The following is a 22,909-nucleotide window of genomic DNA, read 5'->3' on the forward strand; positions in this document are numbered from 1 at the left end:
AAAGAGTGGAAAATACTTGGTCAAAATTAGGAAGCAAGCAGTCTAATAATTGATTGGAAAGTACACAAGAAACTAATAAAGAAATTATCAAAGCTTATGGAGAATTTAGAAAGCTCTCGGAATTTTTCTGGGAGTTTTTTTATTGCTTTGATTATCAGGAAGAAATAGATTTTTTTGAAAAAATATTAAAAAAATCTGACTACTCATACAACCCTTTCATAAAAAGTGCTGTCTATATAGATAGAAATTATAAAGCAATTAGTGGTAAAAGGACAACCCCTCCGACTTGAATCAGAGGGGTTTTGTTTTTTATGACTAAGCCATTTCCATTTTTTGTTCCATACGCTTACGTACACTTGGATCTAAATAGATTTTACGCATACGAATCGATTGAGGAGTTACTTCTAAGTACTCATCTTTCTGGATATATTCCATTGACTCTTCCAATGAGAATTGGATTTTCGGAGCAATTTTAACGTTAGTATCCGTACCAGAAGCACGCATGTTCGTTAATTGTTTAGCATTTTGAAGGTTTACTTCAATATCATTTTGACGGTTATGCTCTCCAACTACCATACCTGCATAAACCTCCTCACCTGGATCGATAAAGAATACCCCTCTGTCTTGTAATTTATCTACTGCATAAGCGGTAACCGAACCTGAGTTCATCGAAATCAAAGATCCGTTGATACGTCCAGGAATTGGCCCTTTGTAAGGCTCATACGCTTTGAAACGGTGTGCCATGATAGCTTCACCAAAAGTAGCAGTCAATACTTTTGAACGCATACCAATCAAACCACGTGAAGGAATGTTGAATTCTAAGTGTTGTAAGTCACCTTTTGGTTCCATAATCAACAACTCACCTTTTCCTTGTGTAGCCAATTCAATTACTTTACCAGCAGACTCATCTGGAACGTCTACTACCAATGTTTCGATTGGTTCCAAACGCTCACCATTTTCACCTTCTTTGAAAATTACTTGAGGTTGTCCTACTTGTAATTCATAACCTTCACGACGCATCGTTTCGATTAATACAGACAAGTGAAGGATACCACGACCAAATACTAAGAATTTATCTTCAGAATCAGTTGCAACAACTTTCAAAGCCAAATTTTTCTCGGTTTCTTTGTACAGACGATCACGTAAGTGACGAGAAGTTACAAATTTACCTTCTTTACCAAAGAATGGAGAGTTGTTGATTGTAAACAACATGTTCATTGTTGGCTCATCAATCGAAATACGTGGCAATGCCTCTTGCACTTCAACATCCGAAATAGTATCACCAATTTCGAAGTCATCGATACCCATCATTGCACAAATTTCGCCAGAAGAAACTTCCTCAGCTTTTGCTCTACCAAGACCTTCAAATGTTTGAAGTTCTTTGATTTTCATTTTCTTCACAGTACCGTCAGATTTCATCAAAGCAACTTGTTGTCCTTCTTTGAAAGTACCACGGTGAACACGACCAATAGCGATACGACCTACGAATGAAGAGTAGTCTAATGAAGTGATTTGCATTTGAGCAGGACCTTCATTGATTGGAGCCGCAGGAATGTTGTCGATGATTACATCTAATAATTCAGTAATATCTTCAGTTTTGCGTTTCCAGTCAGTACTCATCCATCCTTGTTTAGATGAACCGTAAAGTGTTTGGAAGTCTAATTGATCTTCTGTTGCACCTAAGTTGAACATCAAGTCAAATACTTGCTCGTGTACTTCGTCAGGGCGACAGTTTTCTTTATCAACTTTGTTGATAATTACGATTGGCTTAAGACCTAAGTCAATTGCTTTTCCTAATACGAAACGAGTTTGAGGCATTGGACCTTCGAAAGCATCCACCAAAAGGCAAACACCGTCAGCCAATTTCAATACACGTTCCACTTCGCCTCCAAAGTCGGAGTGACCAGGAGTATCAATGATATTAATTTTTACGCCTTTGTAGCGAACTGATACGTTTTTAGATACAATTGTGATACCACGTTCACGTTCCAAGTCATTGTTATCAAGAATCAAATCTCCGAATTCTTGGTTATCACGAAATAATTTCGATGCGTGGATGATTTTGTCAACAAGGGTCGTTTTACCGTGGTCAACGTGCGCTATAATTGCAATGTTACGAATGCTTTGCATCTTCGATGAATGTTATCTGTTATTTACTAATCGTTAATCGCCATTTTGCTTTTGTAACACGAATAACTCTTAACGTAGCTCTTGAATGAGGGTGCAAAGGTACGGAGTTTTTCTTAGAAAAGTGCTATTGACCTTCAAATAAAAATGGTATTTTTTTTATCTAAATGATTTTTAATGTATTATTATTCAATTGTTTATAATTATTTTTTCTTCATATTTACGATAAGCCCTGATTAGCTACTGCCAACTTATTCCAACTTCGTCGCTAAGAATGCTTTCTTGGTTTTGTGAATCAACTACCGAAACTTTATAGAAGTAGTCTTTTCCCTTAGGTAATCCAGCATCTTTGTAAGTGTTTATACCTACGGGTAAAGTTTGAACTAATAGGGGTGTTCTGCTCTGAGAATCGAACCTGTATACCTTATAATTTTTGAGATTTTTGAATGCTGGTTTGTCCCATTCTACAATAATAGATTGATTATCAGTGATTACTTTTAGCCCTGCAGGGGGAGGTGGTAATACTTTACTTAGTAAAATGGTTGTGGGTGCACTCAGGGCACTTTGAAAATTGTGATGACCAACGGATTTTACAGCATATTCATAACTTTTGCCTGTTATGCCAAGCGAATCAACAAAGGAGTTTTGGATATTTGCCACTGAATTTTGAAAGATGATTTTGTAATCATCTAGCGCTTTATTGCTTGTCGGATTTACTTCTCGTCGATATAATTCATATCCTGTCACATAAGGGCTAATAACAGTCATGTCTTTCCAAATAACCAATACTTTGTTGTTTGACTGTCGGTAGGCTGCTAGTCCAATAGGTGTTGGTAATGACAAGGCCGCTGAAGGTACTGTATAAACTGAGTTAGAGTTTGGGCTTGTATTGTAGCTAGTATTGAAAGACACTACAGAGTAAGAATAAACTTGTGTGGAATCAAGATTTTGGATATTGTCCGTATAAGAAACTAAAGAATCTTTACTGTAAACAAGGTCTGACGCTTGAACTTGCTTGCCTTTATAGCCTTCGCCTCGATATACATAATAGCCGCGTGTATTGCGCTCTGAGCGAGTCCACGAGAGCGTCACTATAGTACCTTGTTGCTTAATGGTTAGGTTTTTAGGAGGTAATACAGCTTGCTCGATGCCCTCTAACATACCCGCAACTTTTACCGAAGGGTACCCTTGGTTATAAAGAGAATTCATTTTGAGGTAATAGAAATAGGTTTCGATTGGCTCAACCTTGCTGTCCAAATATGTTGTGTCTGCTGGTTGTAAAGTGGCAATGGCTTGATATGGACCTTCAAAACTTTTGCTTCGGTAGAGTTGGAGGTCTTTTAATGCAATGGCTTTATCAAAACTCCATTTTAACAAAATACCCCTACGTTGATTATCACTATCAGCCGTAAAGTGCTGAAGAATAGGGATATCACTATACGGTTTTACATTTTTCACTAAAATAGTATCGCTAGGAGTCCCCTCATTACCAAAGGCGTCGTAAGGAATAATCATATAACGATAAAGTCGCTTTGCAGAAGTTTGCCTGTCGATTGTTCTGAGGATTACACTGTCTCTTGATGCCGTAAAAAACTTGATGACAGGAATTTCCTGCATGGTAGTTTGGAGATAATACTGACGATATACCTTCCAGCTAAAAGGTAAATTACCCCGTTTTGAAATACGCCATTCTAGCCCCACAAGGTCTTCTTCTGGTAGACTTTTATTGAACACTAATTCATATTTTGGCTTTTGTGCCACAAAACGAATAGGGGCAGACGTTTGTTCTGACACTTTGGGCGAATTGCTTGTAAGGCGATACTGATAAGTCTGGTTGGGTTGTACCTCTGTGTCGAAATAGCCTAATCCTGCGGTTTCGAGCATCAATGGCGAAGCGTTGAACTCGTAAAGGGAGTCAGAGATAACGGCACGATTCATGAGTTTGGAGAACCTTTTGAATACTGTATCACCAGGGACTTCGTAAAAAGAATTTTTACGATGAGCTTGTCGTAAACGTAAAAGTAAGCTTTGAGCAGAACGATCAACAGTGATGTTAGTTACGGGTTCCCATTCTGTGGAAGCGGCTATTTTGCGTTCGAGTTGGTAATTAAAATTGATGGGGATATTTTTTCCAAAAAGAATAAAAATGCCATTTTTTCCAACATAAGTTTGTAAGTTTTGCGAAAAAATGGGAGCACTCATGCTGATTATTAGCAGAAATATGAGTGTTGAGGTATATGTATTGAAAGAAACTTTCATAATAAAGGCAATTGAAAAGTTTAACTATTTACAAGGTTCAGTTTTGCAAGGGCTTAAACTGAGGTCGGCACTAACTCCGCTAGTTCCTCCAGAGAAACTTACACAGAATCCTTTCTCAAGACAATCATCAAAGAGGGTTGAACCACAATCGAATAGTAGTGGTATTTGTTGTTTGAGACATATCTTATTTGAGTTTCCTAGTTTGGCATTTAGGTTTGCTGAGAAATTCCCTTTCGATTTTTGTACCTGAATTTTAATGGCAGCTTCGGCATCGACCGATCCTGTGAGACTTGTACAAGTGATAGCCTTTAGCCCATAGTCTGCATGAACTTTGGCTCTGATGCCTGCGCCAAAATCAACAGTGCCGAATAAGTTTCCATAAAAATAGGCATCCATAAAGGCATCGACGCTAAAATAGGCACTCGCAATAACCAAGTCGATTTCCATAGACAGACCATCGAGTGGCATAGGACGCTCTCCTGTTACATAAAATCCTGCAAAGCCTTGTGCAAAACTACATGGAAGCTGTTTCTCTCGTACATAGGTAAACAATACGCTAGAAGACTCCGCTGGGAGCGCTTGGCTGTAGCTACCAATTAATAAACCTGCTTTTAGAACGGTTGGGTCAGGCAGTGGGACATTGCTGACAATACCCGCTGCTGTGAGAATCCAACCTTGAGGGTCAAATAACACCTGAGCTACTCCTTTCATCTCAAGACCTTCAACTCCTTGTGTGAGCTTACTTAGGTCTATAGTGCCAATTAAGCGTTTTTTCTCAATATCATAAGTAAGTTGTAAACCCGGTAAGGAAGGTAAATTGTCAGCTTGGATTTTTTGGTCTGAAGCCTTGATTTCACCAAATACAGTAAATTTTATACGATTTGATTGGCTTTGGGTTCCTTTGTAATTATCTAAGTCCCCTTCAAAAGTTAGGAAAGACCAATCTTGATTAGGACTTGCCGTTAGGGTAAGAGCAATATTTCTGAGTTTGGTATCACTCGCCCCTGAGCCACCAATCGGGATAGATTGTTTTGGGAGGTTTGGAAATTCTGTTTCTACAGGAACAATCTTAGTTTCGGTTGGGGTATGGATTAAGGCTACCTTGATGGGCTGTAATTTGCCAGGTTCTTCTATTTTGCCAGTAGCTACAAAACGACCATTCTCAAACGTTTGCATATCTGCTCCAGCTACCGATGAAAAGCGAACATATCCTTTGGCTTCAAAACCAAGGTCGAAAGTACTTAGTTGGATTGCTGGAGTAGATTTAACAAATTTTACTACCAACATTTGGTCGTTGGCAACTCTTTGAATGCCTATTGAGCCTGAGCCAACCAACGAGAAATAGTCAGCACCTGTATTGATAGTATTAGGTTTGAAATTGACTAAATTAAAAAGTTTATAGTTGCTACTTTCATTACTAAAAGACAAAATGTCCTCGCCATTGTCGAGCAATGAAATCATGCTTAAGGTAATGTCCTGATTCGGAAATCCTTTGAATTTCACAAGGTCTTCTTTTTTGATTCTTCCAGCATAGCCAGCACTGCCTGACGGAACGCTCAGTTTCCAATGTCCTGAGGCATCACTACCAGTTTTGGCATCATAACCAAAATAGATTTTGTCTCCAGAAACAGTAGTTTGTAGTTGGGCAATGCCAGCTACATTTAGGCTTTCTACTTTAAAATCGCTAATGTCAAGAAGATTAGAACGTAGCATAAAACTTGAAAAAGGAACATCTATCTTGCCTGTTTTGATGATACCATTTGAAGACGTAATTCCTCCTTCGGTGGGTGAAATAGACCAGTTCTTTACTTCTACACTCCATTTACCTGCAAGATTAAAGGACATCGCTTGCCCAGTAACTGCTTTTACTTGATCAGAGGTTAATTCTATTTTACCAACATTGAGTTTAAAAGCGGATGGATTGGCATTTGGTATTTTACAATCCAAACTAACATCCAAAATTATTTTGCTACCACTTATCGTAGAAGTAGCTGTTTGAGCTTGGGCATCAAAGCCAATAAATTTGAACTTGATAGGGTTTCCTTGCTTGTTGCAAATATTAAATTTGCTCGGAATATCAGGTAAGGACGAAATAATTGGAATGTTACGGTTTAAAACCCCATTGTTGTTGATAGCAAAATAAAATTCATTTTCGTCAAACTCTAAATGGCTACTTGGATATTTGAAGGAGTTATCAATAATTTGAGTTAAGCCATTAACTGAACTCGACAAATCCCCACTTTTGACAATCGACAAATAATAGTCGCTATTAGCTGGAACTGTTTTGGTATTGTAAGTATCATTATAGCGCATTTTTAAATAGCTATGTTGAAGGTTTACTTTTTGAGATACACAAACGGTTTTGTCTCCAACCTTGCTGAATTCGGCACCATAAAATGATACTTTCATATCGCTGTCAAATAGTTTGAACACCATTACATTATCTAGATTGGTATTCACTTGGATTCCTCCTGGTCCTTGAACGGTGCCATTTCCTGTGTTTGTTTTATTGAAAGAAATCGTTCCTCTCACCAACAAATTACCGTTAGCTTGTTTTTGGGCTTGTTCAATTTGAATCGGAAATCCCCATAGTGTGGTAATATTGAAATCACTTTCTTTGATATTGAGTGTTACATTTTTTGCATTTTGAGTATTTACATACACCTCATCACCAATGTAAGCTTTACCATTGTTGGGGTTATAGGTAGCTACCACACGTGCATACGAGGCCGCTTCTGGATAAGAAAGTTTGAAGCTTCCATCTGCTTCACTTTGCGTTGTGTAAGAAACGCCATTGATGCCTGCTGTCATAGATACTTCTGCTCCTTTAACAGGCTGACCATTGAGTATCACTTTGCCTGCAATCTTAAAGCCGTTTTTCAGTATTACATCATCATAAAGCTGGTATTCTCGACTTTCCTCGTTGGTAAAGGCAATGGTTTGTGGTATATACCCCATTTTGGCTGGGGAACTTACTTTCATTTGCAGATAGTTGACAGATACATTTTTGAATTGTGCCTCTACCCAGCCATCTTTATCTGAATAAAATACTTGCCCTAGAATATCTACAGAAGCTTTTTCAATCGCTTGGATGACATTCTTGGTAGTGGTTTTACCATTGGCATTGAGCGTAACAAGTTGCGTTTCGCCCATTACTCTGAATTTGACACGGTGATTGCGTTGATATACTGTAATCTTATCTAGTACTTTTACACCATCTGGAACTGTTACCCAAGCATTTTCCTCAAAATAAGATATATCCTTGGGAATAACATTGACCAATGAAAGCATCTTAGGAATAGCATAGGTAAAATAGATACCAGTATTGGCGGAGGTTTCAACATAAGGTCCTTTCCCAACTTTGACATACGCTCCAACACCTTTATTTTGCTCATTGACGATTGTGCCTGCAACCAGTCCCTTAGGTGTGAGGGGGATTTCTTTTTGCACCAGCTGTACACCATTTTTTAGGGCTGGAATAGATTCTGTGTATTCGTCTTGGTTTTCATAGTTGTAAGAAGGATGACTGATTGTAAGTGTTGACTCCAGACCAGTTTGTAAATTATTGAATACTACATAACCATCCTTGTCAGAGTAGGTACTAATAGTTTCTTTAGAAAATAATTTCTTGAAAACCATGGAAGCACTAGCACTTGCAACACCATCGGTGGCCTTGTCTTTTCGGACAACACGATACGAAAGTCGTGGTTTGGCTGGACTCATTAGACGTGTTGTACTGTTTTGGAAATGATTATACTCACTATTGAAAGTATAAGCACCAAAAGCATTATTCGTCTTTTCATTATCCTGAGAAATGATAATCCCTACATAATCTGAAGGGAAATTAGATTTGTCGGATTTATCCAAATTGCCATAAGTATTGTTTGTACCTGAGTTTGGGTTGGATTGTACCGCCAGATAATATACATCTGAGGCTATGCCCGAGTGACGGATTAGTCGCTTGAGTAATACCTTGCCAGAACCATTAGTTACCTCTTTTGAAATGATTTCATATCCCTTTCCATTATTATCACTGGCGTAAGTATTGAGGTGCATACCTTCGTTTTGTGGAACTCCCGCAGGTCTACTTTTCCAAGCGCGCAATAAAAATACATCCATGCCACTCAAGGCACTATTAGGTGATGCCTGATTGGGGTCACTATTAGATTTAACGGCTACTTCGAGACTAAAACTTTGAACCAGCGACATCAGAGTGCCTACGTTTTTGGACTCAAGAGGATATATTTCGAGGTTATCGTCGGGACTACAGTAATAAGGGCTTTCGACTACGATGCGTATGTAGCGATACAAATCACCAGTTACGTATGAAGGAAACTCCCCAGAGGTGTTACCAATCGTCATGTTCTTTTTGACGAGTCCCCATTTGGGCATTTTATCAAAATTAATGATCATAGAAAAAGAGCCATCGTTGGTCGTTTTTCCAGTACCAATGATCATATCCGAATCTGCATATTCGGGTTGTCCACTAAAACTGTAATTGTTGCGAATCACTACCGAAGGAGTACCATCTGGGCTTACTTGATGTTGACCAGAAATATTATAGTTAACACCTTTGGCATTTTTCATAACATACATAACTTGAGCCTTTACAGTTGTATTTGCTAAAGGAGCTAGGTCTGTTTCGTTAGGGTCAGAATATTTACTGATGATTTTTCCTGTAAGTGTTGCAGTAGGAGGAAAAGGCGAAATAACAGTTAAAGTTGTAGACTGAGTAACATTCATGTTTTTTGAAAAACTGATAGAAAAAGGCTGAGCATCTTTGATGTCCATTTCACTTGTCCACAAATAATAGACATCATTTTCATCGGCTTTACAAAGAAGGTTTTCGAAAAGAGCCTCACCATTATTATCGGTTTTTTCAGTGGCAATGAGTTCATAATTTGAAGATTTTTTGGCAAACAAATCCACATCTCTAGGATCAATGGATGGGCTAGGAACACCAGCAGATGAAAATCGAGTAATCATGCCTTCAACAGGTGGACGCACTCCCGAGTAGGAGTTTCCGCCTAAGCCAATGCCTGGGGTGTTATTGCCAATACCTCCGCCAAAACCGTTTGGTACAGTTCCTGAGCCAATTTGCCAACCTCCAGTATTCGAAGAGGAGGAGGAAGCTTTTTTGAGACGATATAAATAAACAGTACGATTTTCTAATATTTCTTTTTTGGAGATATTCTTGTATCCTTCTTGTAAACGAACTTTTAATTTAAAGCCTTTTGCTTCAGTTTTGATAAGTCCTAAATCTATATCTCCGTCCTTGGTATTAAATAAAACGGCATTTGGGTAGTCTTTGTAATAGGGACTATCTGAGACAATTTTGAATATCGTTGTAATGGGCTGTCCTTTAAAAAATTTCCCAGTTGGTTGATTGACTTTGTTAAAGTCGTTTACCCCAAAATCAAAACTTCCATCAGAAAGAGTGGTAGTTTGTGACATAAGTTTTTCATCCAATACACGATAGTCGTTTCCTCCTTTGTCAATAACTTCTTGTAAATAAAGTGCTAAGGAAGCATTGGATGCCTTATAAGCAGCTGTTTGCTCAGGGTAAGCATAGGTTAATTTTCCTTTGATATGCCTTTGGGCTACTACCAAAATAGAGTCTTTTTTCCTGAAGGTAAAATCACAACTTTGTTCAGCCACAACTTGGTTATTGTTGGGGTCGATTTGCTGAACTTTCATATTGTACTTATTGCCATTTACGACGCCTATTTTACTGATATCATCTTCCTGAAAATAAGGGTTACTAAGTGTTTTATTTACAACGACACTTTGTTTGCTATCAGTAATTACGAGATTGTAGCGTTCAGGAACTGTAGGTCTTTGGGGCTTCCAGCGAAGATAGAATGCAATATTTATCCCTGCTTTTATATCATCTCCACATTTTTTAGGAACTAAGATTGAGATGGCATTATCAATGTCACGAGCTTTTTGGGTTTGATAGGTAAACTGATATATTTCGGAATAACCTTGATTTCGAAATGATGTGCGCCCCGTTGGGTCTACGGCTTGCACGCTAAAAGCATAACTTCGACCTGCTACCAGCAAAGGAAATGATGGACCGTAATTTAAAAAGTTTACATTGGTTTGTTGCTCCAAGATGTAAGGTGTACCCAAACGCATGATATTGTTTGGGTTCTGACCAGTGGGAAGTTCTTTAATCCTAAAAATATAGCGTGTACCAGCAGGAGCTTGGGCAGGTACTGTCCATGCAAACTGAATATTTTGTGGGGTGCTTACCATTACTTCTGTTTCATTTTGTGGACGCAAAATGATGGGAGGTTCAATACTTTGAATCGGGAAAGTATTGGAACATCCTAGCGGTTCTTCGTCAGATATAGGGCGAAGTGTGGCTGGGTCATAAGCCCTCAAACACAAACGGTAAGAGCCTTCAGGAATAGCGCCTGTACGGATAAGCGTATTTTTATCTATCCCAGAAACCTGAATTTTATTGATGTCAAAAATACGACTAAAGTCATTGGCTGATAAGCGGAGGCTTTGGAGGGCATTTACGGTTAAAGTTGTTTGCCCGACAAAAGGCACTGCTTTTAAGGAAACGCCATTGTCATCGGTTAATTCTCCGCCCAAAACAAACGTGTAGCTTTGTCGAGAAAGGTTTTGTACCAGTATCACAACTTGATTGCTACGAGTTTGTAAATCGGATATTGTTGTTGGATATGGAGGCAACATTGTTACCTGAATTTTTAGCGGAGATTGAGCTTGACTGAGAATACTTACCCATAGGAAAAGCATCAAGAAAAAGTACTTTTTCATAATAGTAAAAGTTTGAGGACTTACTTTTTGAAAAGGGATACTGCTTGAAAATCAACCTGATGAGGTTGTTTCAAACAGTATATGATTAATATGGGTTTTAGAAAAGAAGACTATAGCTTACCTCGCCTCGTATTTCTGTGTATTTGAGATTGGTACTAGAGGCTGCTTGAGGCGAATTGCTAATCAGAAAACTGTTTAGCGCGAAGCGATGATGTCGATTTACCTGATACGTAGCACCAACATTTCCGTTGATAATAGTGCTTTTTTCACCTCCACGGTCGCCTAACAAATAACTCACACTGCCTCTTAGGTTAAACTTATTATCTTTCCAAGATTTGTCAGAACCTAGCGTGACACCATAGTTTTTATCACTCAGATAAGAACCTGTGATAGTGGTGTAATTGAGAGTGCTATAAATAGAAAAATTACTGGCGTTGAAAGAAAGGTTGTAATTGAGAAATATATTTTGAGAACTCAAATTTCTTGATTTACTATCTTGAGAATAGGTATTATTAAAATCCTGCAAATCCATCAGGTTATAGGATAGCATTATAGAATTGGACTGTTTTTCTCCCAAAATTGTATAGCGTGGATTAATCGATAAATTTTGAGTTGTTTGAGTAATTCTGACAGTATCCGAAATCCTGAGTGTGTTTGGTGTCTGATTGTTTGAGTAATTAGAATAGTTGATATCTAATCCTAATTTTTCGGTAAAGTCAGTACTCAAATTTGCCGATCCAATGACTTTTTTGGATTCTGTTTTTTTCTGTTTATTTAAGTTATCTCTTTGTAAACCTATACTTCCATTAAATCTGAATTTGTTTTTGAAGATGGAAAATTGTGGGGCAATGGTGATGTTTTCGATGTCGGAATTAAAGAAATAAGCTCCCATCGTTTTGTATTCTGGGTCGATACGCCTATACTGGAGCCGTAGTCCCCACGACCTAGCTTTGTACCGAAGTGCCGTTTGAACAGCCGTGTACAGCTCGGTAGTCCCATTAACCTGGAGTAGCTGGTCGAGTGTGTTTCCTGAAATGGGAAGTTTACTTTTATCTATTTCAGCACTCGAATTAACATCCTTTGTATAGCCACTCGCTCCAGCCTCGGTATCCCACGAGAGTTTTGAAGAAAAGGAGATACGCATATTCAGACCTAAGGCAAGGTTTTCGGCTGCTGTGGTACTTGACAAATTGGGATTTCCTTGTTGGGCAGATACATCAAACAGCGCACTTCCCATTTTATCAGATGCTTTGAGCGCACTGATTTCGAAAAAGGTTTTGTCAGTGCCATAACCAATTTTGACAGCCATACCAGTCCTATCGAATGCCACTGGCACTAGCGATAGGGTAGTGGAATCCAATTTGGTAGCTTTGTTGAGCTGACCATACATGAATCCCATTCGGAATTTGCCAGGTGTTAGCTCTATGCCGCCCCCCAGCATGGTATGCCCACCCAAGGTAAACTGATTGAAGGATACATTGCGATAGCCGCCATGTAGCGTGAGCCACTTGTAAGTAGGGCTTAGCCCAAATTGAGCAAATGGCTGAGCAATTTTACTTTCCTGATTGCTAAAAGTAAAAGCAAATGGAATCGCAAGCCCATAAAGGTTCAGCGTTGGCGCTCCTGATAAAACGTAAGATGTACTTGGGTATCTTGGCGAGATACCGTTGGCAGAATAGTAAATTCCTCTTAGATCAATATTTCCTGATAGGGAGACTGGCTTTTGTTGAGATAAATTTTCAAGGTTTTGCGTGTAGAGAGGTTCAAGAGAGGAAAAATACAGGATAAGTACAACTACTAAACGGCAATTGTTAGAAGTTTTCATAGTAATAGTACGGACTATTGAATATTTGAGTCAATATTACAATTTCTTGAACTATCTAAGAAGGAAAAATCAGGAATCTGAGTAATCGGTATTTAAACTGTAGTTTTTCTTTAAGTATTATGATTATGAGTGATTTATGTGATTGTGGAAATATTGCTAAGATTGCTTGATTTGTACTTTGAGTTCGATAAAACTACCTTTTCCCACTCTAGAAAGTATAGTAATACTACCACCAAGACTTTCAGCTCGTTTACGCATATTTCCTAAACCATTACCTGCTTTGATGAGATTTTCGTCAAAACCAACGCCATTATCCTTGACGAATAAACGTAGCTCTGAATTTTCAAAACTGATTTCAATGTTTACCTCTGTCGCTTCAGCATATTTGACAATATTATTAATTGCCTCTTTGAAGATCAAATAGAGGTTATATTGTTTGTTCGCTGATAGTTGAATTTCGGGTAAATTTTCAGTTTGGAAATAATAATTGATATTTTTAGGTTCAAAAACTTCTGCCGCAAATTCTTTCATTTTGACTAATACTTCGCCAAAACTATTACTCGTCTGTCTAGTTGTCCAGACAATATCACTTAATGAACGTTGTACTTTTTGAGAACTTTCATTGATACGTTGAACTAACTCTTTTACAGATAGTGGATTTTTATCTATTTGGTATTCAACAACCTGGCTTAGTATTCCGATACTACTCAATGTGCTACCAATATCGTCATGCAAGTCACGTGCGATGCGGCTTCTGATTTGTTCATTTTCGCGAAGTTGTTGGATTACTTCTGCTTGGTACTTTTCTTTTTCTAAACGATAATAGTTGATGCGATACGCTAAGGCAAATGACAGGAGTACAACTTCCAATGCTGAACCTACCTGTAGGGCATTGCGGGTAAAATTGTCGCTTTGTAAAACATTAGAAAGTTGTAAAATAAATATCAAGGCACTCACCAACATCACAGCCCAAGCCACTAAGAAAAACAAGGCTGCTTGAGAACCTTGAATCCAAATATAAATGGCTAAAAACAGGATATACATTACGGCCAAAAAGGCAATACTATGTAAAATTTGTGTGCTCATTGCTCCAGCCCCCAACCAATTGGCCACCAAGAAAAACGTAATAGCAGACAAAAGAATACGAACTGTTTTATACGAAGCAGGAAGGTATTTGTTGGCATCCAAAAAGCTTTCAGCAAACAATAGTCCAAAGCCAATAGCCGCCGAAATAAATACCGAGGTAAAATGGTTGAACCAGATAGCATTGGGCCAAAGATACTCATGGGCAATTCCTTTATTGAATGAGAAAAAACCCGCAAAAGCCAATACATACATGACATAGTATAGGTATTCTTTACTTCGTACTGTCCAGAAAATAAAGAAGTTGAAGATGGCCATAACTAGCATGATACCCAAATAAATACCTTGCATGAGGTCTTTGGGGTGGTTGTCTTCAAAGAAAATCTTAAGGGGGGCTACTCTTAAGGGAAATAAGAGTGGTAAATTATTTTGGATACGGATATAATAGGTACACTTTTGGTCTGAATTAAGCTCCAAATCTACCAGATACAAATTGGTTTGTATATCTCTCTTACTTTTATGTTGATAAACACCTAGCCTTTTGTGAGTGATGGTTCCATGATCTACTCGATAAATGGAGATACTATCGAGAACGGGTTCGCCTATCTCAAGATATAAACGTTGACCAGATTTGTTGACCAGTGTAAAGCGTGACCAGATGACAGATTTTGTGATACCGAAATTAGGACTAGCTTGAAGACTTTTGATAAAACGAGCGTCGACATCAGGGCGTTTCAATACATCATATAATGAATACATTCCTTTTTTATCCTCCAGTATTTCAATATTATTTCCAATAGAGAGTGCCTGATTAGGATTTTCAATCACGATTTCTTTTTGAGAAAATGCGAACTGCGAAGAAAGAATAATCAAAGTTAGAAGTACCCAACGAATCATATTAAAAGAGAAATTAATAGCCTAGTCGATTGTTTAGCATAGTTGTAGTAAAGGAATAGAGCATTTATAAGAAATCAAACCTACGAAGTTACCTGCATTTATCAAAGTATGTACAATAAAAAAGGCGAGAAACTCTCGCCTTTAAAAATTAGATAAGCCTTTTTAGTTCATGGTAAGATTAACAATGTTGCTTGAATGTACAACCTTTTCTCTACCAAGTATATCTCTTACAGCTTGCGCGATGCCCTCTGGGTCAAAGCCACACTCTTTGTGTAATTCAATTTGTTCGCCATGCTCAACAATTCTATCTGGAATACCAAGGCGTTTGATTTGTGCCGAATAATCATGGTCTAGCATGAATTCTGCTACCGCCGAACCAAAACCTCCTTGAAGACAACCATCTTCTACGGTAATAACCTTGTCAAAGTTTTGGAAAATCTCATGAAGCATAGCTTCGTCCAAAGGTTTCACAAAACGCATATCATAGTGAGCAGGATTGATGCCTTCCATAGCAAGTTCTTCGCAAGCTTTTACAGCATAGTTTCCGATATGTCCCAGCGTAAGGAGTGCTACCTTTTCGCCATCTTTAACTTTGCGACCTTTTCCAATTTCCATTTTTTCAAATGGCGTTTTCCAATTTGGCATAACACCCTCGCCACGTGGATAACGAATAGAAATAGCTTGCTTTAATTCTTTAAAATCATCCAAAGATGTGGTAAACATGATATTGCGAAGCTCTTGTTCATTCATTGGTGAAAAAACAATCATATTGGGAATACAACGCATATAGGCAATATCATAAGCACCATGGTGGGTTGGTCCATCAGCGCCTGCAAAACCAGCTCTGTCAAGACAGAAGATTACTGGTAATTCCTGAATTGCTACATCATGTACCACTTGGTCAAAAGCACGTTGCATAAATGTAGAGTAGATATTACAGAATACTGTTAAGCCTTGTGTAGCCATCCCTGCCGAGAATGTAACTGCATGTTGTTCGGCTATACCTACGTCAAAAGCACGATGAGGCATTGCCTTCATCATAATATTGAGCGAGCTACCTGAAGGCATTGCTGGCGTAACTCCCATAATTTTAGGGTTTTGCTCTGCCAATTCAACAATGGTATGCCCAAAAACGTCTTGGTATTTTGGTGGCTGAGGAGTAGCGTAAACTTTCTTCTTAATTTCTCCAGTAATTTTATCAAACTTCCCTGGAGCGTGCCACAAAGTTTGATCTTTTTCGGCCAAAGCATAACCTTTTCCTTTGGTCGTAATACAGTGAAGAATTTTTGGACCAGGAATATCTTTTAGGTCATTCAAAACCGTTGCTAGATACTCAACATCATGTCCATCGATTGGGCCAAAGTAACGTAGATTCAATGACTCGAATAGATTACTTTGTTTGAGTAAAGTAGCTTTCAGTCCATTTTCGATTTTAGAAACAATTTCTTGTGCTGATTTTCCAAAATTGGACATTTTGCCAAGCAAGTTCCAAACTTCGTCTTTTACTCTATTGTAAGTATGTGAAGTAGTAATATCAGTTAAATATTCTTTCAATGCACCCACATTTGGGTCGATAGCCATACAGTTGTCGTTCAAAACAATCAACATATTGTTGGGAATATCGCCAGCGTGGTTCATGGCTTCAAAAGCCATCCCTGCTGTCATAGAGCCATCGCCAATTACTGCGATGTGTTGTCGGTGGTTTTCGCCTTTGTATTTTGACGCCACAGCCATACCCAATGCTGCTGAAATTGAAGTAGATGAGTGACCTACCCCAAAGGCATCATAAGGACTTTCTTTGCGTTTTGGAAAACCAGAAATTCCTCCATACAAACGATTTGAATGGAAAGAATCTTTACGACCTGTCAAAATTTTATGTCCATACGCCTGATGACCTACATCCCAAATCAACTGGTCGTCGGGCGTATTAAATACGTAATGAAGTGCAACTGATAATTCAACAACACCAAGTGATGCGCCAAAGTGGCCACCATACACCGATACGTTATCGATGATATACTGACGTAGTTCGTCGCAAATTTGCAACAATTCCGAGCGGTCACGTTTTCTCAAATCCTCTGGGGAGTTGATTTGAGCTAATATTTTGCCTGGTGTAATTTGCATGATTTCGATTGGTCTAAAAGTAGCATTGACTCTACTTGTTTGTTGCTTGGTACGTATCAACTGAGTGCTAAACAATTCAATTGCCTGATGTATAAACTATGAGGGTTTTAAATTGTTTAAAAAAATCTAATGGAAAGATTAATCGTTGCGCGGTCCAAATATGGTGCAATTTACGCAATTATTTTGGGCAAATAAAAAAGGGGATGTGTGTATTCAAGCACAACCCCTTTTTGTCGCTAATCTGCGATAGATTTTTCTTTATTTTTGAGAAGCTTTAAATAGCTTTTGTTTTTCTTCTTTGGTAAGACTTTCGTAGCCCGAGCGAGAGATTTTATCTAGTATTTCATCTACCTCTTCTTCGTCAGGAAATCCCGAATGACTGCTCGCTGTGCTACTATAGCTAGCTTCTTTTTGGCGATATGCTACCCGAATCTTGGGTTCATTTTTTCTTTTGAATAATTTTTCAAAAAACTCAATAACTGCTTCAATTGGAGTACTAAAATCTCTTCCAGCTCTGAGTTGTCTAATATAAATATAGCCGAAAATAGCTCCACCCAAATGTACAATTTCTCCACCTGCATTGGCACCAATAGACCCCGCCAGAGATATAATCAACAACAGGAATGCAATATATTTGATGCGTACAGAACCTATTAAAAATAAGAAAAATGAATAGTCAGGTGCTAAAGTTGCCGCCGCAAACACCACTGCCATTACACTTCCAGAAGCTCCAATAATAGAAGTACTTGCTATATTCTGATGATAATAAGGAATAAAATTGAATGCCAATACTGCTAATACAGCCCCAAATATTGCACCAACAATATATAGACCTACGAGTCTTCTACTACCTATATATTCCTGAAGGATTGAGCCAAACCAATACAGCATGAGCATATTAGGAAATATATGAACAATAGGGTTGATGTGATGCAGAAATGAGTACGTAAGAAGCGTCCAAGGTCTAAATAACAAAGTGGTGGGCTCAGGAGAAAGGCTTACATAAGAAAGCAGCGTGTAGTATAAATTACCACCTTTAAAGAACAACGTAAAAGTTACAAATAAAAGTAGCGTAAAGATATAGATAGCCACATTCAACCATATTAGCTGAATTAATCCATTGTTACGCTTGGAAAAAGCATCTTTAAAATCATCCAAAATCCCACTCATTGTGATAATCTTTTCAAAACCTATATAATACGGGTCAATTAAATTTTAGCAAAATTAACGATAAAATATTTTGTGTACTCAATAGAAATAACCTTCAGCTGAGTATATTGTTTATCAAGTTGTAATTTATCAATAACGAGGCACAATTTCTAATTGTTGCTCGATGATTTATTATTCGTTTCCTTAATAAAAATTATTACGATTTTTACTCCAAAGTTTTATCAAGATAAAAGCAAAAATCATTCCTCCAATATGGGCAAAATGAGCAACATTATCACCAGGAGTTTTATGTAATCCTCCATAAAATTCATATAAAGCATATAAAGCTACTAAATATTTAGCTTTGATAGGAATTGGTATTGGAAAAACAATCAACTCGGTATTAGGGAATAACATGGCAAAGCCAGCCATTACCCCAAAGGTAGCGCCCGAAGCACCAATGGTAGGAGTGTTGAGTACCGCTCTTAAGCTTTCTTCGGCCACGATAATGGAGTCTTGCAAGGTAATTCGTCCTGAACTAGGTATATAACTATATGCCTCGCTAGGAATACCCATTGGATAGAATTGCTCCAAAAACTTATTAAACATACTCAAATCAGGATGCAAGATATAAGCCCTAGTGGCTTCTTCTAATACAGAGTAATCGTAATATTTCACTCCCATGTATAGAAGTCCAGCCCCGATACCAGTAATAAAGTAAAAAGCCAGAAAGCGTTTTTCTCCCCAATATCTCTCAAGTAAGGGTCCCATGAAAAATAATCCTAACATATTACTAAACAGGTGCATAAAGCTACCATGTACAAACATGTAAGATACAAATTGAATAGGATTAAACCGCTCGGAGGTAAAATAGTGCAAACCAAATAATGAAGTTATCTGATCGTCATAATGTGAATTAAAACTTTGTACCATAAACACTATAACGTTAATAACGATAAGTGTTCTGACAATAGGAGTTAACATTGGGGTTCTCATAGTGCCAAATAAGAGTTATATAGCTAATAAATTAGCAAAATTGTAAGGTTCGTTTAAAGACGGCAAAGTATGAAGTGTTCTATACCTTGAAGACATAACTCAATAACCCAAAACAAGAAGCGTTAGTTTATCATCTCACAAGTTTTTGATAAACTAACGCTTTCTTATTGATTCTATTCTTCGTAAGCCCAATCAATTTTGGTTTTCATGTCCTTAATAACAAGTCCATTGGCCTTGAAATAAGTTCTGATTTGGTCTACTTTGTCATATTGCTTAGCTTCTTTGTATTCTGAGTAAAGTGCCAGCATTCCTTTTGCAAAAGCATCGATATTGGCATTTGACTCCTCTTTCAAGCCTAATACATCTTCTGTCAATGCTACGAATTTCTCCTGTAATTCGTTGAATACTTCTTCTCCTAATTGCGCAGGTAATACTTGTCCCATATACAACTGATTAATTTTTTTCAATAAATTAAACAAACCTGCAATGGCTACTGCTGTGTTGAGGTCATCGTTGAGACCATCATAACAACCTTGGATTCCTTTCTTAACTTCAGTAATTTGTTTTTCGTCTAAAGCAATGCTTTCATCGGCTTGGTAGCTAAGCGTTTTGATAATTCTCAAGCCGTTCATCAGGCGCTTATAGCCTTTTTGAGCAGCTTTTAGGGCATCGTTAGAAAAATCAAGTGTACTTCTGTATTGTGATTGCAACATAAAGAAGCGCACCGTCATTGGCGAATACGCTTGGTCGAGCAATGGGTGTGAGCCTGCAAATAATTCAGATGGTAAAAATGAATTGCCTAGAGATTTAGACATTTTTTGACCATTGACCGTTAGCATGTTTGAGTGCATCCAATATCTTACAGGATCTACGCCTGTGCTGCCTTTGGCTTGAGCTATCTCACATTCGTGGTGTGGGAATTTTAGGTCCATACCGCCACCATGAATATCAAAAGTGTCGCCCAAATACTTCGTACTCATGCAAGTACACTCCAAGTGCCAGCCTGGGAATCCATCACCCCAAGGTGAAGGCCATCGCATGATGTGTTCTGGTGCGGCTTTTTTCCATAGAGCAAAGTCTAAAGGATTGCGTTTTTCACCTACACCATCCAAATCACGAGTTTCTACCAAAAGATCTTCAATCACACGACCTGACAATTTGCCATATTCACCACCTTGTGCATTGTATTTGGCGATATCAAAATACACAGATCCATTCGATTCATAAGCTAATCCTTTTTCGATCAAGGTCTTTGTTGTTTCGATTTGCTCAACAATATGTCCTGTCGCAGATGGCTCGATGCTTGGAGGTAATAGATTAAATTGGGTCAATACATTGTGGAAGTCGTTGGTATAACGTTGTACGATTTCCATAGGCTCTAGTTTTTCCAACTTTGCCATTTTCCCAATTTTGTCCTCACCTTCATCGCCATCACCTACCAAGTGACCTACATCGGTAATATTGCGAACATAGCGAACTTTGTAACCTATATGTGTCAAATAACGATAAAGGGTATCAAAAGTCGTGAAGGTTCTAACATTACCAAGGTGTACATAATTGTAAACTGTGGGTCCACAAACGTACATTCCCACGTGAGGGGCGTTGATTGGCTGGAAAAGTTCTTTTTCTCTAGTGAGGGTATTATATATTTTTAATGATTGCATCTGATTGGTTGATTATCCTATTATGCCATCTTGATGACAGCATCTGATTGAAATTAAAGGTTGTTTCTGGAAAAGCAATGTATCAGAGGCAACATCGAAAATAAGTACTATGTTCGGTAGGGTTAAAGTTCATAAGAGTATAACACATTGAAATTGATACACAAACTAATTACTTCGCTCGGCTAAATCGGCTTGGTCTTTTACGAAGTACAAAAAGTCTTCCGTTTTTTCGATATATGACAAAATTTCATCTGCCATAAAATCTCCAGCAATATCCTTTTGTAGTACTTGGTATTCTTTAACGAGCATTTTGATAAACTGCTGTATGCTATTGGGTACAGGCTCGCTTTTGATGATATATTCTTCGAAAAACGAGAAGGCTGAGTCTAACATCTTGATTACGATACCTCTTTCTGCAAGTAAACCGCGCATGAGCCATGTACATGCATAATAGCAATGATTGAGAGTGCCACGATAAAAGTCGTTTTGATAAAGATATTTGGCACTTTCGATTTCGTCTTCTGCTCTGAGTATATAATTTTTCATCTTGAGCTTTCCGATAATATTAATGACACAAAACTAATAAAACTTATTGGCTTTCGGTATGAAGTATTTCAATAGAAGGCTTCACAAAAATATCGCAATCTGTAGGCTTGTCTGAGCCTGTACCGAATCTGTCCAATCAAATAACGTAAAAAAGACTATCTTTGAAGGATTTTTTCGCCCAAAACTTTTAATCAACAACCAAACAGATGAGGATTTTAGAAGTTGCTAATGATAAAAAGCTTCAAAAAGAGTTTTTAGAGTTTCCAGTAAAATTATATGCCCAAGATACTAACTGGATTCGTCCTCTTGACCAAGATATAGAAAATACCTTTAATCCTGCTAAAAATAAGCATTTTAACCACGGAGAGTGTATCCGCTGGATTTTACAAAGTGATACAGGAGAAACCATAGGGCGTGTAGCGGCATTTATTAATCACGAAACTGCCAAAAATGAAGAACAGCCTACTGGTGGAATGGGTTTTTTTGAGTGTATCGAGAATCAAGAAGCTGCATTTTTGTTATTTGATACCTGTAAAGAATGGCTCGCTAATCGTGGTATGGAGGCAATGGACGGACCAATCAATTTTGGCGAACGTGATTCTTTTTGGGGACTAATGATAAAAGGTTGGGACTATGAACCTACCTATAAAATGCCTTGGACTAAGCAGTACTATATCCAGTATTTTGAGGATTATGGTTTCAAAGACTATTTTCAACAATATGTTTATTCAGCTGGTATCTTGACCTCAAAGACTACTCAGAGTGTCATGGATAAAGCCAACCGTGTTTTTGGTAATCCTGATATTACTTTTAAGCATATCAAGAAACGTGAGCTACCCAAGTTTGGAGAAGATTTCCGTATTATTTATAACGAAGCATGGGCAAAATTTCCAGGAGTAAAGGCCATGACCGAGGAGCAAGGGCAAAGCTTAGTTGCTCAGATGAAGCCGATTATCGACGAGCAATTGATATGGTTTGCTTATGATGGCGACAGACCAATTGCTTTCTTTATCGTAATTCCTGATCTCAACCAAATTGTCAAACACTTGAATGGGAAATTTGGGGTTTGGGAAAAAATCAAGTTTATACTTTTACTTTGGAGAGGTGTTGTGACGCGTACTTGCGGTTTGATTTTTGGCGTAGTACCAGATTATCAAGGAAAAGGTGTAGAGTCAGCTATAGCAATGAAACTTCGTTTGGAAGGTATGAAAGACCCTTTTTTCCAATACGAAACCATTGATATGAACTGGGTTGGCGATTTTAACCCCAAAATGAATCGTTTTGTGTCTCAGTTGGGTACAACTCTCGACAAACAATATATTACCTACCGCTATCTGTTTGATAGAGAAAAACCATTTAAGCGTTGTCCGCGTGTGGGTTAATATCAAAATATTGGTTTCCTGTTTTGAGAACTCTCTGGTTTGCAGAGTATTTTGTATCTTTGCCAATT

11 protein-coding genes are annotated in these 22,909 nt (G+C 38.0%); 1 reads left to right on the forward strand and 10 read right to left on the reverse strand.

Annotation, left to right across the window (positions count from 1 at the left end):
• Positions 1-315: 315 nt before the first annotated feature.
• The 10 genes from typA to QM524_RS15135 all read right to left on the reverse strand — a co-directional run bounded on the left by typA (position 316) and on the right by QM524_RS15135 (position 21,459).
• Complete coding sequence (gene typA, locus QM524_RS15090) at positions 316-2,130, reverse strand: translational GTPase TypA (RefSeq protein WP_095160109.1); 1,815 nt, start codon at positions 2,128-2,130, stop codon at positions 316-318.
• Positions 2,131-2,367: 237 nt separating this feature from the next.
• A complete protein-coding gene (locus QM524_RS15095) occupies positions 2,368-4,329 on the reverse strand; it encodes a fibronectin type III domain-containing protein (protein ID WP_283345215.1) in 1,962 nt (653 codons plus the stop codon).
• 81 nt (positions 4,330-4,410) lie between these two features.
• Positions 4,411-11,175 (reverse strand): carboxypeptidase-like regulatory domain-containing protein, encoded by a 6,765-nt coding sequence (locus tag QM524_RS15100; RefSeq protein ID WP_283345216.1) that lies wholly within the window; start codon positions 11,173-11,175, stop codon positions 4,411-4,413.
• Positions 11,176-11,272: 97 nt separating this feature from the next.
• Positions 11,273-13,000, reverse strand: coding sequence for a hypothetical protein (locus tag QM524_RS15105; protein WP_283345217.1), 1,728 nt, complete (start codon positions 12,998-13,000; stop codon positions 11,273-11,275).
• Positions 13,001-13,156: 156 nt separating this feature from the next.
• Positions 13,157-14,980 carry a sensor histidine kinase gene (locus tag QM524_RS15110; RefSeq protein WP_166577256.1) on the reverse strand — a complete coding sequence of 608 codons (1,824 nt, stop codon included), beginning with the start codon at positions 14,978-14,980 and terminating at the stop codon, positions 13,157-13,159.
• A 162-nt stretch (positions 14,981-15,142) separates the two neighbouring features.
• A complete protein-coding gene (gene dxs, locus QM524_RS15115) occupies positions 15,143-17,104 on the reverse strand; it encodes a 1-deoxy-D-xylulose-5-phosphate synthase (RefSeq protein ID WP_283345218.1) in 1,962 nt (653 codons plus the stop codon).
• Positions 17,105-17,362: 258 nt separating this feature from the next.
• On the reverse strand, positions 17,363-18,274 hold the full coding sequence (locus QM524_RS15120; RefSeq protein ID WP_095160115.1) for a rhomboid family intramembrane serine protease: 912 nt from the start codon (positions 18,272-18,274) through the stop codon (positions 17,363-17,365).
• Between the two features lie 183 nt (positions 18,275-18,457).
• Positions 18,458-19,237: a rhomboid family intramembrane serine protease gene (locus QM524_RS15125; RefSeq protein WP_283345219.1), complete on the reverse strand. Its 780-nt coding sequence runs from the start codon at positions 19,235-19,237 to the stop codon at positions 18,458-18,460.
• 185 nt (positions 19,238-19,422) lie between these two features.
• A complete protein-coding gene (gene cysS / locus QM524_RS15130; protein ID WP_283345220.1) occupies positions 19,423-20,913 on the reverse strand; it encodes a cysteine--tRNA ligase in 1,491 nt (496 codons plus the stop codon).
• A 165-nt stretch (positions 20,914-21,078) separates the two neighbouring features.
• Positions 21,079-21,459 (reverse strand): HEPN domain-containing protein, encoded by a 381-nt coding sequence (locus QM524_RS15135; protein WP_095160118.1) that lies wholly within the window; start codon positions 21,457-21,459, stop codon positions 21,079-21,081.
• Positions 21,460-21,665: 206 nt separating this feature from the next.
• On the opposite strand from QM524_RS15135, the gene QM524_RS15140 reads away from it, so the two are divergent.
• Positions 21,666-22,841: a hypothetical protein gene (locus tag QM524_RS15140; RefSeq protein WP_283345221.1), complete on the forward strand. Its 1,176-nt coding sequence runs from the start codon at positions 21,666-21,668 to the stop codon at positions 22,839-22,841.
• The last annotated feature ends 68 nt before the right edge of the window (positions 22,842-22,909 follow it).

The sequence above is a fragment of the Flectobacillus roseus genome (genome assembly GCF_030056595.1).
Classification (GTDB): Bacteria; Bacteroidota; Bacteroidia; order Cytophagales; family Spirosomataceae; genus Flectobacillus; species Flectobacillus roseus.

Bases quoted from the DNA above. Each gene is read 5' to 3' on its own strand.
- typA (WP_095160109.1), bottom strand. From the start codon at position 2,130: ATGCAAAGCATTCGTAACATTGCAATTATAGCGCACGTTGACCACGGT.
- QM524_RS15105 (WP_283345217.1), bottom strand. From the start codon at position 13,000: ATGAAAACTTCTAACAATTGCCGTTTAGTAGTTGTACTTATCCTGTAT.
- cysS (WP_283345220.1), bottom strand. From the start codon at position 20,913: ATGCAATCATTAAAAATATATAATACCCTCACTAGAGAAAAAGAACTT.
- QM524_RS15100 (WP_283345216.1), bottom strand. From the start codon at position 11,175: ATGAAAAAGTACTTTTTCTTGATGCTTTTCCTATGGGTAAGTATTCTC.
- QM524_RS15125 (WP_283345219.1), bottom strand. From the start codon at position 19,237: ATGTTAACTCCTATTGTCAGAACACTTATCGTTATTAACGTTATAGTG.
- QM524_RS15095 (WP_283345215.1), bottom strand. From the start codon at position 4,329: ATGAGTGCTCCCATTTTTTCGCAAAACTTACAAACTTATGTTGGAAAA.
- dxs (WP_283345218.1), bottom strand. From the start codon at position 17,104: ATGCAAATTACACCAGGCAAAATATTAGCTCAAATCAACTCCCCAGAG.
- QM524_RS15120 (WP_095160115.1), bottom strand. From the start codon at position 18,274: ATGAGTGGGATTTTGGATGATTTTAAAGATGCTTTTTCCAAGCGTAAC.
- QM524_RS15140 (WP_283345221.1), top strand. From the start codon at position 21,666: ATGAGGATTTTAGAAGTTGCTAATGATAAAAAGCTTCAAAAAGAGTTT.
- QM524_RS15110 (WP_166577256.1), bottom strand. From the start codon at position 14,980: ATGATTCGTTGGGTACTTCTAACTTTGATTATTCTTTCTTCGCAGTTC.
- QM524_RS15135 (WP_095160118.1), bottom strand. From the start codon at position 21,459: ATGAAAAATTATATACTCAGAGCAGAAGACGAAATCGAAAGTGCCAAA.